This window comes from Maritalea sp. (assembly GCF_047634455.1).
GTDB lineage: Bacteria > Pseudomonadota > Alphaproteobacteria > Rhizobiales > Devosiaceae > Maritalea.
In genome coordinates, this window is sequence record NZ_JBLIAI010000001.1 from 146,835 (window position 1) to 162,680 (window position 15,846).

Genomic DNA, 15,846 nt, shown 5'->3' on the forward strand with positions numbered 1-15,846 from the left:
CGATGAGCGAAATAGGTTTGCCGCAATCTGGCGATGAAGGGGAGTTCGGCAAGTTCGATCTTTATTCAGTGCCCTCGCCTTGCTTCGTGGTGGATGAGGTTGCGATAGAGCGCAACCTTTCCATCTTGGCAGATGTCAAAGCCCAATCTGGTGCCAAAGTCCTATTGGCCCTCAAGGCCTTTTCGATGTTTGCTCTGGCACCACTGGTAGCCAAATATCTTGATGGCACCTGTGCATCTGGCATTTATGAGGCCAAGCTTGCGGCGAAACATTATGGCGGATCACTGACCACCTATTGCGCCGGATACAAGTTAGATGACTTGCCTGAAATCATCCGTCTGAGTGATCATTTGATTTTCAATTCGGTTGCGCAAAAAGACCGTTTTTTGCCACTCGTGGCAGCTGCACGCAACAAAGGTGAAGCTGTCAGTTTGGGTCTGCGTATCAACCCCGAACACTCCGAGGGCCACACCGAAAGATATGATCCGTGTGCGCCTTGTTCGCGGCTCGGTATCCCAGTTTCACAACTTACAGCAGACGACTTTTCGGATATTGACGGCATTCACATGCACACGCTGTGTGAGCAAGGGTTTGAACCGTTGGAGCGCACTTGGCGCGCGGCTTTGCCACAGCTTGCTCCATATCTTCACGACCTCAAGTGGATCAATTTCGGTGGAGGTCATCATATCACTCGACCAGATTATGATCGCAAAGGTCTGATTGCCTCCATTAAAAGCATTCGCGCCGAATATGACGTGGACGTCTATTTAGAACCGGGTGAAGCCTGCGCCCTTGATGCAGGTATTCTGGTCGGAGAAATTCTTGACCTACCAACAAACGACAAACAGTTGGCGGTTACCGACATCTCGGCCACCTGCCATATGCCGGACGTGATCGAAGCCCCATACCGCCCCGCCATGCTTGGCGAGCGCGACAGCGGTCCAAGCTATCTATTGGGCGGTCCATCTTGTTTGGCCGGTGACATTATTGGCGAGTATGTGCCTGCCAAAGTGTTCGAAATTGGAGATCGCTTTGCGTTTTTGGATCAGGCGCATTATTCGATGGTGAAAACCAATACGTTCAACGGCGTGCCATTGCCTGCGATTGCTGTCTGGAATTCCACCACGAACCAAACGCGCATCGTGAAACAGTTTTCATACGATGATTTTGAACAACGCTTGTCATAGGAAACATTAATGTCTGATTTTCTGGATAGTGAACTGACCAGCGTTGAACGTGATATTATCGGCGCAAAGTTTGTGGTCGTTCCGATGCCGCTGGAACGCACAGTGTCATATGGTTCAGGTACAGCAGGGGGACCTGACGCAATCATTGAGGCATCCAACGAATTAGAGCGCATTTGCCCTGAAGGCGAACCTTGCTTGCACGGCATTGCAACTGTTGATCCGATCGATTGCACTGGTGAGCTGCCAGAGGTGATGACGCGCTTGGCAAGGCAAACAGAAACAATCGCGGCACAAGGTAAGATGCCAGTGACACTTGGCGGGGAACATTCCCTCACCTTTGGCGCGGTGACGGGCGTTGCAAAAGCCTTGGGCCGAAAAGTCGGCATTGTGCAGATTGATGCCCACGCTGATTTGCGTATCGCCTATCAAGGTGAAAAACACTCCCATGCCTCGGTGATGCATTTGCTATGTGAAGACGGGCATGGACTTGCGCAGTATGGCGTTCGCGCCCTATGCCAGCAAGAAGTTGAATCGCGCGCCAAATATGGGGTGACCTTCATCGACGCTGAAGAGTTGGTGACACAAAACATCAATGCCATTCAACTGCCAGATGATTTCCCCAAAGACATCTATATCAGTTTTGATGTGGACGGGTTAGACCCCTCCATCATGCCAGCGACGGGCACCCCAGTGCCGGGCGGCTTGGGGTACTATCAGGCGCTCAACATTGTGAAGTCGGCGCTAAACGGGCGACGTTGTGTTGGCATGGATATTGTTGAACTGGCACCAAACCGAGACAGCCAAGCGTGGGATTTTACCACCGCTCAAATCACCTACCGCATGATGGGTATGGTTTAAGAGGCAAAAATACCGTCAAAGTCCGCAAAGCCTTTGACCTCAATCGGGTTGCCCGATGGATCATAAAAAAACATAGTGCTTTGCTCACCGGGTTCGCCTACAAACCGTGTCGTCGGTTCAATCACAAAATCCAGGTTGGCGGCGGTAAGTTTGGACGCTAGTTGGTCCCAATCCGCCTTCGGAAGTATGACGCCCATGTGGGGCATTGGCACCATGTGGTCACCAACTTTTCCGGTATTGGCGACAACGAACGGTTCACCCAAATGCAATGAAATTTGGTGGCCATAGAAATCAAAATCGACCCAAGTTTCAGTGCTGCGCCCCTCTTTGCAACCCAATAGTTCTCCATAAAAGGCCCGCGCTTCATCTAAGTCTGTTACATGATAGGCAAGATGAAAGCGCGATTTGGTCATTTTAGTTGTCGCTCATCTTCAGCGCTTTAATAAACGCCTCTTGAGGTATTTCAACTTTACCAAACTGGCGCATCTTTTTCTTGCCAGCTTTTTGCTTGTCCAACAGCTTACGCTTACGGGTCGCATCGCCGCCGTAGCATTTTGCGGTCACGTCTTTGCGCAAAGCAGAGATGGTTTCACGGGCAATTACTTTGCCGCCAATTGCTGCTTGAATTGGAATTTTGAACAAGTGCTGTGGGATAAGCTCTTTGAGCTTTTCGCACATTACCCGGCCACGGCTTTCAGCCGCAACGCGGTGAACCAGCATCGAAAGCGCGTCAACTGGCTCGCCATTGACCAATACTGACATTTTTACCAAGTCACCAGCACGATAATCAGAGATTTGATAATCAAAGCTTGCATAGCCTTTGGAAATTGATTTCAGGCGATCATAAAAGTCGAACACGACTTCGTTGAGCGGCAAATCATATTGCACCATTGCGCGTGACCCAACATATGTCAGGTCCGTTTGCACGCCGCGACGGTCTTGGCAAAGCTTCAGGATCGAGCCGAGATGTTCGTCAGGGGTCAAAATATTGGCTTTGATCCATGGCTCCCGAATCTCTTCGATTTTCATGACATCGGGCATGTCAGCCGGGTTGTGCAGTTTGATTTCGCTGCCGTCACGTAGCTGAAGCTCGTATACAACGCTCGGTGCCGTCGCGATCAGATCAAGGTTGAACTCACGGCTCAGACGCTCTTGAATAATTTCAAGGTGTAACAGACCCAAAAAACCACAACGGAAACCAAAACCAAGCGCGGCCGACGTTTCCATTTCATAGGAAAAGCTCGCGTCGTTTAGGCGTAGACGGCCCATGGCCGCACGCAGGTCTTCAAAGTCGTTCGCATCAACCGGAAACAGGCCACAGAAAACTACAGGCTGCGCCGGGCGGAAGCCTTTGAGAGGTTCTGCACAGGGCTTTTTGACGTCGGTGATCGTATCACCCACATTTGTGTCAGCGACCTCTTTGATCGAAGCTGTGATAAATCCAATTTCACCTGGGCCGAGTTCGGGCATTTCGACCAATTTCGGCGTAAAGACGCCCACCCGATCTAATTCATAGACCGCGCCGGTGTTCATCATTTTGACCTTTTGGCCCTTTTTGACGACACCATCAATTACGCGAACCAAGACAATAACGCCGAGATAACTATCGTACCAGCTGTCGACCAACATCGCTTTGAGCGGTGCATTTCGGTCGCCCTTGGGTGCTGGCAAGCGGGTCACAATGGCCTCAAGAACGTCGTCGATGCCGATGCCTGTCTTGGCAGAAATCATCACCGCATCAGAAGCATCAAGCCCGATCACATCCTCAATCTGCTCTCTTACGCGCTCGGGTTCGGCTGCGGGCAAATCGATTTTGTTAAGGACCGAAACAATCTCGTGGTCAACTTCCATCGCTTGATAAACGTTGGCAAGCGTTTGCGCTTCAACCCCTTGTGAAGCGTCCACGACGAGAAGCGAGCCTTCACATGCGGCCAATGAGCGGTTTACTTCATAAGCAAAGTCCACGTGTCCTGGCGTATCAATGAGATTGAGGATGTAAGTCTCGCCGTCATTGGCTTTGTAGGTAAGCCGCACGGTCTGCGCTTTAATGGTGATGCCGCGTTCCCGCTCAATATCCATGCTGTCGAGCACTTGCTGCTGCATTTCACGCGCAGCAAGCCCACCGGTGTTTTGAATCAACCGGTCGGCTAAAGTGGATTTTCCGTGGTCGATATGGGCCACGATTGAAAAGTTACGGATGTGTTTTAATTCGGTCATAGGGCGCTGATTACCAGCTTTATGCGAACACGAAAAGAGAAATTGCACAGTGCCGCCAATTTGCTAATTTTCACGTCGAATTGGCCTCGGCAATCCTACCTTTTATTGGCCCTTGGCGTCGTCACCGATTTATAGCCTCCCCACCGGCGTACAACGGTCACGCGCGCCACATGAATGTTTCGTAGCCATTGAAAGCATTGCTAAAGTGGAAATCGGCCCTATTGTCGCCTATATCCGGGCGCTACAAAAAGCTAATGACGATTTCTAATTGCATTTTGATGCACGGCGTATGTTGAATTTAGACAAAGCGCCGCCACATTACCAAGCAAAGGAATATATTTTTTGGGGGAGGTCACACAGTTGACAACAAAGACGTTCGTTGTGTGCTGCGCAATATGTTTTAGTTTGGTCACGTCTCTGCCCGCTCAAGCACAAACTGCTACGCCAAATATCCCGCTGCCAATTGCACGACCAGACCGGCCAAAGCCGACACCCACGCCACAGCGGGCCAACTCGGTCACCTATCAGGCAGCTTGCCCTGTTGTGATGGATGGCCGCGCGATTGGCAAGATTTCGCCGCCCTTACAAGACAACAGCTGTGGAACACAATCGCCATATGTCATCACCGGTGTTAAATCATTGGGCAGGACCATCACGCTGTCGTCGCCTGTTATTTTTAATTGCAGCATGGCAACTGCTTTTGTCGAATGGGTGGGTGAACTCGACAAACAGGTAGAAATCAAAACCAACTCAACACTGGCAAAAATCAATGTCGGCACCAGCTATGCGTGCCGCCGACGCAATAACGAAAAAACCGGCAAGATTTCGGAACACGGGTTCGCAAATGCGCTTGACCTGACCGGATTTGAACTCGAAAATGGCGAACAAATTGAACTCCCCACGGCGTGGACCGACCCTGGGACAGCGCAAACACTTATCAAGACCGCACATAAATTGGCTTGCCAGAATTTCACCACGGTCCTTGGCCCAGACGCGAATCCACTGCATTTTGATCACTTACATCTGGATATGGGTTGTCATGGCAAAACGTGCACATATCTCATTTGTGAGTAATCCTTTTGTTGAAGCAAGATCACCGTTGTTATCCCAAAAATTCCAGATAAGATTAAACCCAACAGAATGAACTCCATGGGTATTTGGTTATGCTAAGACGCGTATTGGGTTGGCAAAAACGACATTTCGACGAATTGAGCGAGGCTGAAATCCTTGCCCTCGCGATTTCTTCTGAAGAAGATGATGCGCGCATTTACGCAGCATATGCTGCAATGTTACGCGATGAGTTTCCCGCCTCGTCCGCCGTTTTTGAGGGCATGGTCGCAGAGGAAAGTGAGCACCGACATTTGCTTATCACCGCGTTCGAGAAAAAGTTCGGCAAGAACATTCCACTCGTACGTCGTGAGCATGTTCGCGGTTTCTTGGAGCGCAAACCTTTATGGTTGATGAAAAATCTGCCGCTTGAAACCATTCGTCAACAAGCTTGGGAAATGGAAGAGGCCGCTCAAAACTTTTATTTGGAAGCGGTAAAGCGCACCAAAGACACGAACATTCGCAAGCTGCTGGGCGACTTGGCGATTGCAGAACAGCACCATAAACGCGCAGCGAACGAGCTGGAAGCAACCCACCTGCACGAGGATGCTGTGGCAGGGGAAAAAGATCAGGCACATCGCAGATTCTTGCTGACCTATGTGCAACCTGGGTTGGCCGGTTTGATGGATGGTTCGGTTTCAACCCTTGCGCCAATTTTCGCAGCCGCGTTTGCCACGCATAGCACTTGGCAGACATTTCTTGTTGGCCTTGCAGCATCTCTTGGTGCGGGCATTTCAATGGGCTTTACCGAAGCTGCATCAGACGATGGCAAGCTCACCGGGCGCGGCTCACCCATCAAACGTGGCTTTGCGGCCGGTATAATGACCGCGCTGGGAGGATTGGGCCACGCGCTTCCCTATCTGATTACCGACTTCTGGACCGCCACAGCAACAGCGATTGGCGTGGTATTTGTGGAATTGTGGGCCATTGCATGGATTCAGAACAAATATATGGACACCCCGTTCTGGCGGGCCGTATTACAGGTTGTGTTTGGTGGATCGTTGGTTTTTGCAGTCGGTATCTTGATCGGAAATGCTGGCTAATTTTTGAGAGATTACTATGAATGATTCTATCAGCGACACGCTTGAACGGATAACACTACCCCTTTTGCCCAATAAGAAAATCTCGGTTGGGCGATTTGAAATTTCATATTGCGACTTGGGTTCAAAGGATGACCCTGTAATTGTGCTGTGTCACGGCCTTGCGTCGAGCGGACGCCAATTCGCTGAGGACGCCCAATTTTTCGTCGAACAAGGATTTCGTGTGATCTTGCCTGACCTACGCGGGCATGGGCGATCAAGCGTACCTGATGCCATAAAAGGGGCAGAATTTTCCATTCCCAATATGGCGTGTGACCTCATTGCGATTTTGGATGATGCGGGTATTGATGCTGTGCATCATGTTGGCAATTCTCTGGGCGGCATCTTAGGTCTGCATCTGCTGCCCGCTCATCCAGATCGGTTTTTGACATTCACAACTTTTGGCACGTCCTATGCACTGGCTACGCCGAGTTTTAGCGCTGATGCGTTGCCACGCATTTACGACTTCATTGGCCCGGAATGGGTAGACAAGATCATCGCGCGCAGCACCTCAAAACGGCGCTCCGCGCAGGAAGTGGTGCATGAGTTGCTCGACGATTATGATATCAATGTGGTTAGTTATGTTGCGAAAAGTGTTGGCAATTACGATTTTATTGAAAATGCCAGACAGTTTGAAAAACCCATCATGATGTTGCGAGGCGGACAAGACATTTTGGTGAATGCGGCGCTTATGACAACCATGAGCGTGATGAAAAACCAAACGAACTTCACCTATTTTGATATTCCAAAAGGCGGCCACTGCGCCAACTTGGATGCACAAGAAGAAGTACGGATCGCGCTGCTTGGATTTTTCTGCATGCATAGCAAATCGCAATAGATTTGCGACATTCAGCGGTTCGCATGTCAAACGGCACCGCTCGAAAACCGTACTCTCCGCATCTCTGATCTAAATCAGTTGTTTGTTGTTGTTGCGCAACAGACCGACGATCGCTAGTACGGCCATCACCAAAAACAATGTCCATTGTGGCATCACCCAGATGCTGCCGAACAATCCCAATCCAGATGCGATAAACAAAAGAGTTATGCCCAAATAAAGAACAATTATCGCGAACGAAAGCTCATATGCTTTTTCCGGATTTCGGGCCGCGCGCCAAAAAACCCAGACACTCACAATCAACAATAGTGTAATTTGGTTCCAGATGACCTCAGCAATGCCTTTGGACAATGCAGGTGCGTCCGAGGCGTTCAACGGGGCCATAATTTCGGGCGTACCGCCAATTACATGCAGACCAGTTGTTGCGAGCGAAATTGCTGCTGCTGCGAAAAGCCACATGTTGGTTGTTTTGAAAAAGCTGGTCATTTTGTTGGCTCCTTGCCATAACATACGCATACGTATCTAAAACAATAGATCGCATAATTCAATACGTTAGCGTATGTTAAATTGACGCAGGGTGAAAATTGATGGGCCGCAAAGCGAAACACGAAAAGATCGACTGGCTTTTGGCCGCATTCAAAACACTGGGTGACGAGGGCATTGATGGTGTGAAGGTTGAGCGCATTGCCAAGAAGCTTGGAAGCACCAAAGGCTCGTTTTACTGGCATTTTGAAGATCGCCCCGCCTTATTGGATCAAATGCTTCGCTTTTGGGACGAAGAGGGCACACACAACATTATCCGTGATTTGGGGTTTGCCGAAATTCCCGCCACCGAAAAATTAGGCAAGCTGGCGCGGATAGCATCTGCTACCAGCATTTTTGATTTGGACGCGGTTGCCATTGAGGGCGCATTGCGCGCCTGGGCGGGGCAAGATGAAACAGTTGCCAAACGCATTGCCAAAACAGAGCAAGCACGCATCGATTTCGTCGCACAATTGTTGATTGAAATCGGCCACGAGACAGAGTCAGCAAAAGTTTTGGCGCAACAAATGTATTTGATGCTGCTCGGGCTTTACTCGATCTCGCGCCATGATCCACACCCGCGCCACAGCCAAGCTTTCATCGACTTTGCAGATCAGTTGGCAGAAAAAAACCGCTGAAAGTTTTTATGCCAAAATTTTTCCCAACGACAATAGGCCCCAACTCCCAAAACAATAGTTGTAACAAGTGCCATGGGAAACCACTCCAAATCTTTAAATCCAAACATGTAGGCAAGTACACGCTCTGGCATGAGGGCGAATGCAAAGGGAATGCCCAGCGCGCCCCAATACATTGATCGCATTGATGCCCGATGCGCAGCGACCCGCCCAGCCCGCGCATGGCGAATACCTTCAAAAAGACCGATGAACGTTACGGGCACAAAAATATGAATTGGACTAAAAATCCAGATCATCCGCAATTGGTGGATGAAAGCGGCGCTTGTCGCAGTGCCTAGCATCAAAACTACCCAAACCCAGCCGATCATTCTGTGATGAGTAGAGCCTTTTGTGCTCAACAGCATATAGAGGCCCAAAACCAAACTACTGGCAGCGCAAACCAAATGGATTTGCACGGCCATTGGCGTCTCGAAAAAAATTAGTAGATTCAACTGAATGTCCCCCAATCACCTCAATTGGCCCAGTGCCACTTGCAATTGAAGGCCTATCTCGGCAAAAGTCTGCAGGACAATCTTATGTTCGCGAATGAAAGGGTTAGTTCGTGATTGGCAATGCAATTCAATTGACGCTTCGCGAAATGCACCAGATGTTTTCATCTCCGAAGGCGTTAGCAGCAATGTTCATCTTGGGCGTCATGTTGGGACTTATTGGTCCATTTTCTACATTCGACTATTTCCGCCCATTGCCACGGGTGGCCTACTGGATTGGAATGGTTTTTGTTGGCTATGCCGCTGGCTCCTTTGGGGGTGGTGTCACCGTCAATTATATCAATCAAGTGTGGAAATCCCCCAATGTCTGGTTGTCCATTCTAGCGGCGGGAATTGGCTCGGGCATTCTGGTTTCAATTGTTGTTTATGTGGCCAATTCTGCAATTTTGGGTGACTGGGATATTGATGGCTTCTCTGGCATTCTGACTTTGGTCTATTGCATCCTGATTTCGATTTGCGTTGCCGCATTGCATGTTTTGTTTTTGCGTGAAGATCGACCAAGCGCGCCCAAACAAATTGAAATCCTTTCGCGCCTGCAAATACAAAATCGTGGACCATTGCTCTATATGTCGATGCAAGATCACTATGTGAATGTGGTGACTTCACGCGGCAAAGAATTGTTACTGATGCGGATGAGCGACGCCATCAAAGAAGCAGATGGCATCGAAGGGTTTAAAATCCATCGTTCGCATTGGGTATCAATTGACGGCATCAAACGGGTTGAACGACAAAACGGCAACCATTTCATAGAGATGCTTGATGGCCAAAAGCTACCCGTGAGCCGGGGCCAAGTTCAGGCGGTCAAAGATGCTGGCATCATCGCTTAGCCAACCTCAGTCGACCCGATCAGTTTTGTGATTGAGTTTGCGCTGCTCTTCACGCAATTGTTTCATCGCCAGTTTGTTTTGTTCTGCGAATTTTTGAGCCTGATCACCAATATGCTGTTGACCGCGTTCTTGTGCCAAGCGTATTTGCTTTTCTCGCTCCGCGGCGCGCGCGCGACTTTTCTCCGTCGTTTTTCCCGCGCAATGATGGCATTGCTGGCCCTCGATATAGTCTAAATGCTGCATATCTTCTGGCGTCAACGGAAACCGACAAGCACGACACAAGTGTAGATCGCCCTCCACCAATCCATGCCCCACGGAAACCCGCTCATCGAACACAAAGCACTCGCCGTTCCACATGCTTTTATCTTCAGGCGTTTCTTCCAAGTATTTCAAAATGCCGCCTTTGAGGTGGTACACTTCCTCGAACCCCTTGGCGAGCATATAGGACGATGCTTTTTCGCAACGAATCCCGCCAGTGCAAAACATGGCAACCTTTTTGTTTTTCTTTGGGTCCAAATTCTTCTCAACGAAATCTTTGAACTGGGTAAAATTGTCAGTCTGTGGGTCTAACGCACCTTCGAAAGTCCCAATCGCCACTTCGTAATCATTGCGGGTATCAAGAACAATAGTATCTTCATCAGAAATAACATCATTCCACCCGTCAGCGTCCACATAGGTGCCGACCAATTTGGTTGGGTCGGCTTCGGGCGCGCGCATTGTCACGATTTCTTTTTTGAGTTTCACCTTCATCCGCATAAAAGGCATTTCACTGGCTTGTGAGAACTTCACTTCCCCGCCATTAAAGCGCCCCTTGAACAGGTTACCGCGATCAAAATACTCCATTAATGCATTGATATCAGAAGGCTTGCCGGCCAGAGTTCCATTGAAACCTTCCGGCGCCAACAAAAGAGCTCCCTTGATGCCACGCTGCGCGCAAAAATCGTAAATGGGATCGCGAAGCTCGCGATAATCCGGGAGCGACACGAATTTATAGAGCGCGACAACCTTAAATTCTGACATTCTTTAAACCTTGATCTCCTGCGAGCTGCCGACGGGGTTTAGCAAAACTGAGTTAAAAGGCCAAGTCCTATGAACAAACATATTAGATCGAACTTTGCACTTGCCTTGGACCTGCTCCAATATAGTACCACCCCTTAAGCGACACACTTAAGATTAGCCAGTTGGAGAGAAAAATGCCCTATCGCGCCGAAGATCAAAGATACGACAACATGCAATATCGCCGGTCAGGGCGCTCAGGTCTAAAACTACCGGCGATCAGCGTAGGCCTCTGGCAGAATTTTGGGGGCACACGCGATTATCCAAGTGCGTTTGAAATTCTGAGTTACGCATTCGATCAGGGTGTCACCCATTTTGACCTTGCGAACAATTACGGCCCGCCTGCAGGTTCGTCCGAAGAGTTGTTCGGGCAGATGATGGCACGTGATTTTGCCCCATACCGCGACCAAATGATCATCTCCTCAAAAGCTGGCTATAACATGTGGCCCGGCCCTTATGGAGAGTTTGGTTCGCGCAAGTATTTGATCGCCAGTTGCGACCAAAGCCTAAGACGCTGTGGCGTCGACTATTTCGACATTTTCTATTCGCACCGCTTTGACCCAGACACCCCCCTTGAAGAAACAATGGGTGCCCTCGCGTCCCTCTACAATCAAGGCAAAGCGCTATATGTGGGCATCTCGTCTTACCCGAAAAAAGAAACGATCGAAGCCCACCGCATTTTGAAGGATCTGGGCGTTCCGCTGACCATTCACCAGCCAAGCTATTCCATGCTCAACCGTTGGATTGAAGACGATGGCACATTAGACACATTGGGTGAATTGGGTGTTGGCTGCATCGCTTTTTCACCGCTTGCGCAAGGTGTATTGAGCGGCAAATACTCAAAAGACAAAGCAACAGGCACTCGAGCCAGTGAACCGAGTTCCTCTTTGTTTGGTCGACATCTTGAAGTGGGTGTTCTTTCAGCAGTTGACGCACTGCAAAACCTTGCCGACCAACGCGGTCAGACATTGGTGCAACTTGCGCTTGCGTGGGCACTGCGTAAAGACGAGATGACGTCAGCCCTGATTGGTGTGCGGACGCTAGAGCAACTTAAAGACAATCTTGGCGCGCTCAACAATCTTGATTTGTCGGCTGAGGAATTGAAAATCATTGACGATGCTTGTAAAGGCGGCATGATGGATCTACATCCTCAACCCGGCGGCTGGCTTCGGTAAGCCCACCACAACATCAAGAAGTAGGTCCAATGGAGTTTCGTGTTGCGCGACCAGATGAGCTTGGCGAAATCTCCGCCCTTTATCATCGCGTTTGGCACGAAACTCAAGCGCCATATCAGCATCCAGACATCGCGGCGTTTCGCGATATCGCCTTTATGCAAGACCGCATAGATGCGTTTTATCCCAATATTATTATCGGTTTAGACAATGGTAAATTGGTCGCACTTATTGTTGCCAAAGAGGCACGAATATCACAATTGTTTGTCGATACAACAATGCGTGGCGAAGGCATTGGCCGGAAGCTATTAGAATTGGGCGAGGCCAAATTGATTGCGGAAGGCGCAACCAAAGTCACCCTGAACTGCCTCGTTGGCAATGACGCAGCGCGTCATTTTTATGAGCGCAATGGATGGAAAGTCAGTGAGACGCAAACCAAAATTGGGCAGACCCACGAGGGTGAAGTTCAAATCAAAGCTTGGGAAATGGTGAAAACGTTAGACGTGTTTGATCATTTCGCTTGATTGTTTCCAACCGGACTTATCATAGATTTCGCGCCCAGCGTCCGATGCGTGTAGAACCACGAGCGTCGCGCCACGTCCTTTAAGCTCGGCCTCACCCAATTCCATCAATCTGCTGGCAATGCCTTGGCGACGGCAGTGGTGTTCCACGTAAACATTGGAAATATAGCCACGCAAGTGTTCCTTGGGATGGAGCACATGCGGTGCCCAGTCGATAATCGACAACCCGATACCGCCAGCAGGCTTACCATTCTCTTCAAGAATAAAGCCGAAATATTCGCCGCTATGCAATCGCGGGTTTAGCCACTTGCGGAACTCAACAATCATTTCCTCAATTTTGGACAACGGTGCGCCAATATCGCGAAACATCTCAAAGCGATGATGACAGATTAAATCCAAGTCAGATGTGCGAATTTCGCGTTCTATCAGGCTCATGCTGGCTCCGGGAGTTTGCCGATTCTTTTTCGCCAAATGGCTGGTGCAATATTGTGGACGCTTTCACCCGTTGCGTCTACTGCAACTGTCACCGGCATGTTTTCCACGTCAAATTCGTATATGGCTTCCATACCTAACTCTTCAAATGCGACAACACGCGAAGAACGGATTGCTTTTGAGATCAAATATGCTGCACCACCCGTTGCCATTAAGTAAGCAGCTTTGTGCCTCTTAATCGCTTCAAGACCGGCAGGTCCGCGTTCGGCTTTGCCGATCATGGCAACAAGACCCGTCTTGTCGAGCATCATTTCTGTAAACTTGTCCATGCGGGTTGCTGTGGTTGGTCCTGCGGGTCCAACGGCTTCCGCCCCCACGGGGTCAACTGGGCCTACATAGTAGATAACGCGATCAGTAAAATCGACGCCTTCAGGTAATCCCTCGCCGCTTTCATAAAGCGATTGAATACGTTTGTGTGCGGCATCGCGGCCGGTCAATATTTTGCCGTTCAGCAGCAAACGATCACCCTGTTTCCACGTGGCGACTTCAGCTTTGCTTAGGTTGCCAAGGTCAACAGATTTGGCTTCTTTTGACGGCTTCCAGCCAATATCTGGCCATGCACTTAGCGGTGGCGGTGTGAGATCGGCGGCGCCTGTTCCATCCAAGGTGAAGTGCACATGACGATTTGCAGCGCAGTTTGGTGCCAGACCCACAGGTTTTGATGCCGCGTGGGTTGGCATATCCAAAACTTTGACGTCGACAACGGTGGTCAGGCCGCCAAGGCCCTGCGCACCAATACCCAGCGCATTGACTTTTTCAAACAACTCTAGCCGCAACTCTTCAGCAGTAGAATTTGATCCACGGTCCATCAGTTCTTGAATGTTCACTGGGGCCATCAGAGATTTTTTGGCCATGTACATGGCTTTTTCAGGCGTGCCGCCAATGCCAATGCCTAAAACACCTGGTGGGCACCAGCCTGCGCCAAGCGTCGGCACGGTCTTAAGGACCCATTCAACAATATCGTCGGATGGATTGAGCATCGCCAGCTTGGCTTTGTTTTCAGAACCGCCGCCTTTAGCCGCAACCGTCACGTCAACTTTATCGCCCGCCACCATTTCGTAGTGGATGACCGCGGGCGCGTTGTCGCCCGAGTTGTTGCGCTTGCCTGCAGGGTCCATCAAAATCGAAGCGCGCAGCAAGTTTTCTTCTACACCGGTATAGGCTTGGCGCACGCCTTCATTGACCATTTCTTCAATGGTCATGTCCGTATCCCAACGCACATCTTGGCCAATTTCAAGGAATACAACCGCAATCCCTGTATCTTGGCAAATCGGCCGATGACCTTCTGCACACATGCGCGAATTGGTCAAAATTTGAGCAATTGCATCTTTTGCTGCTGGGTTTTCTTCACGCTCATAGGCTTTAGCCACGGCCTCAACATAATCCAACGGATGATAGTAGGAGATGAACTGAAAACCATCTGCAATGGATTGAATGAAGTCTTGTTTTTTAATGGCAGGCATATGGGAACCCTTACGACCAAGGAGAAAATTGTTGTTCGCTTTTCCCATGTGTAGGGTTAATTTTCAACAAAACCTTTGTCGAATGCCGACGCAGGGTGTGCTTTTGCCGCGGCCAGAACAAACGCTAGGCTGAAACCATACAGCGTTGTTAGTAAATCAAAGCCGAAAACAAAATCAGTAAAGCCGAAAATGAAATAGCTAGTGGGCAAGAGCACAAGTGCATATACGACAAGGCGATTTTGTTGCAATGATTGATCAAACAGCAGGTTCACGATAGGCGCGAAAAGAAGGATTGCGTAAGCAAACAGCCCCAAAATGCCACCAGCAACGGCGAAATCAGCGATGTCGTTGTGAAAGCTAAAATACTGTTTTACGGGTGCAAAAATTTCTGGCGTCGGATGAGCCTGCATCAACGCGTCCCAATGTCCGGCCCATCCATAACCAATAATTGGCGATTGCTGAAAGGCATTCCACGCCCCAACAAGCATCTGATATCGCAATTCGGACGAATTACCCGGCAATCTACCTGCCGCCATTTCGGTAAGTGTTCTAAATACTCGACTGACAAATCCGTTGGGGTCGATCAGGACGAGACCTGCGACACAAACGGCAATTGCGACCAACATCAGGGTCGTCCAGAGGCGCGATTTAACCCAAATGAGTGGTAACACAAAGACTAGCGCAATGGTCAACATGATCGGGATAGCGATCAGTGTTCCCCGAGAACCACTCAAAACAACGATCCCAATTGCAACGATTGGTGCGATTACGACCAAATTGGACTGTGACCGAATTTTCGGATTGAGGCCAATCAATGCCAAGAACCCCAGCAGCGCGGCAACGCGCGCTATTGCGTTGGAGCCCGCTGCGATGGCAACCGTTCGGCCAATTCCTAATCCGTAATATTGGGCATGTGCAAACAACAAACCAAGAAGACTTCCAATCAAACAATATGCAGCAATGCGCGAAACACTTGGTGGTTGCGGCAAGCTAACCAGATATTGGTAGAGTAAAATGGGAAATGCCAATCCCAAAAAGTTGACGAGGAACGACATATCGCCAACCTCGTCCGCGCTGAGGGCAGAAACCAGACCGAGCAGCCCGAACACAGCCAATAAGGCTGCTAAGGTTGGCTGCCAACAAAATCCACGTCGTATCCGTGAACTCGCAAAAAACCGCAACCCAGCAATGAGCGCTAAGATTAGCGCCAAGACAATTGAAAGAGACCCAAACAATGTTGGCAGAAAGAACGTCGTGGCCAACAGACCTAACAATAGGAACCTGTCGAAAATCACGTTTTTTGCGCGCAAGTTTGTTAACATCTCCA

Annotated in this window: 17 protein-coding genes; 9 read left to right on the forward strand and 8 right to left on the reverse strand. The window is 49.7% G+C overall.

Translation table 11 applies throughout. From position 1 onward, the window contains the following. Positions 1 to 2: 2 nt before the first annotated feature. Both ACJAZW_RS00745 and speB read left to right on the forward strand, forming a co-directional pair. Positions 3 to 1,187: a carboxynorspermidine decarboxylase gene (locus tag ACJAZW_RS00745; protein ID WP_415154936.1), complete on the forward strand. Its 1,185-nt coding sequence runs from the start codon at positions 3 to 5 to the stop codon at positions 1,185 to 1,187. A gap of 9 nt (positions 1,188 to 1,196) precedes the next feature. Further along, positions 1,197 to 2,045 carry an agmatinase gene (speB, locus tag ACJAZW_RS00750; RefSeq protein ID WP_415154937.1) on the forward strand — a complete coding sequence of 283 codons (849 nt, stop codon included), beginning with the start codon at positions 1,197 to 1,199 and terminating at the stop codon, positions 2,043 to 2,045. Here the strand turns inward: speB and ACJAZW_RS00755 are convergent. Next, positions 2,042 to 2,458 (reverse strand): VOC family protein, encoded by a 417-nt coding sequence (locus ACJAZW_RS00755; protein ID WP_415154938.1) that lies wholly within the window; start codon positions 2,456 to 2,458, stop codon positions 2,042 to 2,044. The two genes, speB and ACJAZW_RS00755, sit on opposite strands and share 4 nt — an antisense overlap. A 1-nt stretch (position 2,459) precedes the next feature. Then, positions 2,460 to 4,262, reverse strand: coding sequence for a translation elongation factor 4 (lepA, locus tag ACJAZW_RS00760; protein ID WP_415154939.1), 1,803 nt, complete (start codon positions 4,260 to 4,262; stop codon positions 2,460 to 2,462). Between the two features lie 360 nt (positions 4,263 to 4,622). On the opposite strand from lepA, the gene ACJAZW_RS00765 reads away from it, so the two are divergent. From ACJAZW_RS00765 to ACJAZW_RS00775, 3 genes are all read left to right on the forward strand, one after another. Then, positions 4,623 to 5,336 carry an extensin family protein gene (locus ACJAZW_RS00765; RefSeq protein ID WP_415154940.1) on the forward strand — a complete coding sequence of 238 codons (714 nt, stop codon included), beginning with the start codon at positions 4,623 to 4,625 and terminating at the stop codon, positions 5,334 to 5,336. 89 nt (positions 5,337 to 5,425) lie between these two features. Next, positions 5,426 to 6,412: an iron exporter MbfA gene (gene mbfA, locus ACJAZW_RS00770; RefSeq protein ID WP_415154941.1), complete on the forward strand. Its 987-nt coding sequence runs from the start codon at positions 5,426 to 5,428 to the stop codon at positions 6,410 to 6,412. Between the two features lie 16 nt (positions 6,413 to 6,428). Further along, positions 6,429 to 7,286 carry an alpha/beta fold hydrolase gene (locus tag ACJAZW_RS00775; protein WP_415154942.1) on the forward strand — a complete coding sequence of 286 codons (858 nt, stop codon included), beginning with the start codon at positions 6,429 to 6,431 and terminating at the stop codon, positions 7,284 to 7,286. A gap of 69 nt (positions 7,287 to 7,355) precedes the next feature. On the opposite strand, the gene ACJAZW_RS00780 is transcribed toward ACJAZW_RS00775, so the two are convergent. Beyond that, positions 7,356 to 7,769 (reverse strand): hypothetical protein, encoded by a 414-nt coding sequence (locus ACJAZW_RS00780; RefSeq protein ID WP_415154943.1) that lies wholly within the window; start codon positions 7,767 to 7,769, stop codon positions 7,356 to 7,358. A gap of 101 nt (positions 7,770 to 7,870) precedes the next feature. Here ACJAZW_RS00780 and ACJAZW_RS00785 point away from each other — a divergent pair, with 101 nt between their 5' ends. After that, positions 7,871 to 8,443: a TetR/AcrR family transcriptional regulator gene (locus ACJAZW_RS00785; RefSeq protein ID WP_415154944.1), complete on the forward strand. Its 573-nt coding sequence runs from the start codon at positions 7,871 to 7,873 to the stop codon at positions 8,441 to 8,443. Here ACJAZW_RS00785 and ACJAZW_RS00790 read toward each other — a convergent pair. Next, a complete protein-coding gene (locus tag ACJAZW_RS00790) occupies positions 8,419 to 8,901 on the reverse strand; it encodes a DUF2306 domain-containing protein (protein WP_415154945.1) in 483 nt (160 codons plus the stop codon). The two genes, ACJAZW_RS00785 and ACJAZW_RS00790, sit on opposite strands and share 25 nt — an antisense overlap. 140 nt (positions 8,902 to 9,041) lie before the next feature. Here ACJAZW_RS00790 and ACJAZW_RS00795 point away from each other — a divergent pair, with 140 nt between their 5' ends. After that, positions 9,042 to 9,815 (forward strand): LytTR family DNA-binding domain-containing protein, encoded by a 774-nt coding sequence (locus ACJAZW_RS00795; protein WP_415154946.1) that lies wholly within the window; start codon positions 9,042 to 9,044, stop codon positions 9,813 to 9,815. A gap of 6 nt (positions 9,816 to 9,821) precedes the next feature. On the opposite strand, the gene ACJAZW_RS00800 is transcribed toward ACJAZW_RS00795, so the two are convergent. Next, positions 9,822 to 10,835, reverse strand: a complete 1,014-nt coding sequence (locus ACJAZW_RS00800) for a rhodanese-related sulfurtransferase (protein WP_415154947.1) — start codon at positions 10,833 to 10,835, stop codon at positions 9,822 to 9,824. 173 nt (positions 10,836 to 11,008) lie between these two features. On the opposite strand from ACJAZW_RS00800, the gene ACJAZW_RS00805 reads away from it, so the two are divergent. Both ACJAZW_RS00805 and ACJAZW_RS00810 read left to right on the forward strand, forming a co-directional pair. Then, positions 11,009 to 12,046: an aldo/keto reductase gene (locus ACJAZW_RS00805; protein ID WP_415154948.1), complete on the forward strand. Its 1,038-nt coding sequence runs from the start codon at positions 11,009 to 11,011 to the stop codon at positions 12,044 to 12,046. Positions 12,047 to 12,075: 29 nt separating this feature from the next. Then, positions 12,076 to 12,567: a GNAT family N-acetyltransferase gene (locus ACJAZW_RS00810; protein ID WP_415154949.1), complete on the forward strand. Its 492-nt coding sequence runs from the start codon at positions 12,076 to 12,078 to the stop codon at positions 12,565 to 12,567. On the opposite strand, the gene ACJAZW_RS00815 is transcribed toward ACJAZW_RS00810, so the two are convergent. The 3 genes from ACJAZW_RS00815 to ACJAZW_RS00825 are packed head-to-tail and all read right to left on the reverse strand — an operon-like array spanning position 12,541 to position 15,829. Continuing rightward, positions 12,541 to 12,999 (reverse strand): GNAT family N-acetyltransferase, encoded by a 459-nt coding sequence (locus tag ACJAZW_RS00815; RefSeq protein ID WP_415154950.1) that lies wholly within the window; start codon positions 12,997 to 12,999, stop codon positions 12,541 to 12,543. The two genes, ACJAZW_RS00810 and ACJAZW_RS00815, sit on opposite strands and share 27 nt — an antisense overlap. Continuing rightward, positions 12,996 to 14,519, reverse strand: coding sequence for a fumarate hydratase (locus ACJAZW_RS00820; protein WP_415154951.1), 1,524 nt, complete (start codon positions 14,517 to 14,519; stop codon positions 12,996 to 12,998). Before ACJAZW_RS00820 ends, ACJAZW_RS00815 begins: the two co-directional genes overlap by 4 nt. Before the next feature lie 56 nt (positions 14,520 to 14,575). Then, complete coding sequence (locus ACJAZW_RS00825) at positions 14,576 to 15,829, reverse strand: O-antigen ligase family protein (protein ID WP_415154952.1); 1,254 nt, start codon at positions 15,827 to 15,829, stop codon at positions 14,576 to 14,578. Between the last annotated feature and the right edge of the window lie 17 nt (positions 15,830 to 15,846).

Coding starts and splice junctions, on each gene's coding strand:
- ACJAZW_RS00745 (WP_415154936.1), top strand. CDS start 3: ATGAGCGAAATAGGTTTGCCGCAATCTGGCGATGAAGGGGAGTTCGGC.
- speB (WP_415154937.1), top strand. CDS start 1,197: ATGTCTGATTTTCTGGATAGTGAACTGACCAGCGTTGAACGTGATATT.
- ACJAZW_RS00755 (WP_415154938.1), bottom strand. CDS start 2,458: ATGACCAAATCGCGCTTTCATCTTGCCTATCATGTAACAGACTTAGAT.
- lepA (WP_415154939.1), bottom strand. CDS start 4,262: ATGACCGAATTAAAACACATCCGTAACTTTTCAATCGTGGCCCATATC.
- mbfA (WP_415154941.1), top strand. CDS start 5,426: ATGCTAAGACGCGTATTGGGTTGGCAAAAACGACATTTCGACGAATTG.
- ACJAZW_RS00775 (WP_415154942.1), top strand. CDS start 6,429: ATGAATGATTCTATCAGCGACACGCTTGAACGGATAACACTACCCCTT.
- ACJAZW_RS00780 (WP_415154943.1), bottom strand. CDS start 7,769: ATGACCAGCTTTTTCAAAACAACCAACATGTGGCTTTTCGCAGCAGCA.
- ACJAZW_RS00785 (WP_415154944.1), top strand. CDS start 7,871: ATGGGCCGCAAAGCGAAACACGAAAAGATCGACTGGCTTTTGGCCGCA.
- ACJAZW_RS00790 (WP_415154945.1), bottom strand. CDS start 8,901: ATGGCCGTGCAAATCCATTTGGTTTGCGCTGCCAGTAGTTTGGTTTTG.
- ACJAZW_RS00800 (WP_415154947.1), bottom strand. CDS start 10,835: ATGTCAGAATTTAAGGTTGTCGCGCTCTATAAATTCGTGTCGCTCCCG.
- ACJAZW_RS00805 (WP_415154948.1), top strand. CDS start 11,009: ATGCCCTATCGCGCCGAAGATCAAAGATACGACAACATGCAATATCGC.
- ACJAZW_RS00810 (WP_415154949.1), top strand. CDS start 12,076: ATGGAGTTTCGTGTTGCGCGACCAGATGAGCTTGGCGAAATCTCCGCC.
- ACJAZW_RS00815 (WP_415154950.1), bottom strand. CDS start 12,999: ATGAGCCTGATAGAACGCGAAATTCGCACATCTGACTTGGATTTAATC.
- ACJAZW_RS00820 (WP_415154951.1), bottom strand. CDS start 14,519: ATGCCTGCCATTAAAAAACAAGACTTCATTCAATCCATTGCAGATGGT.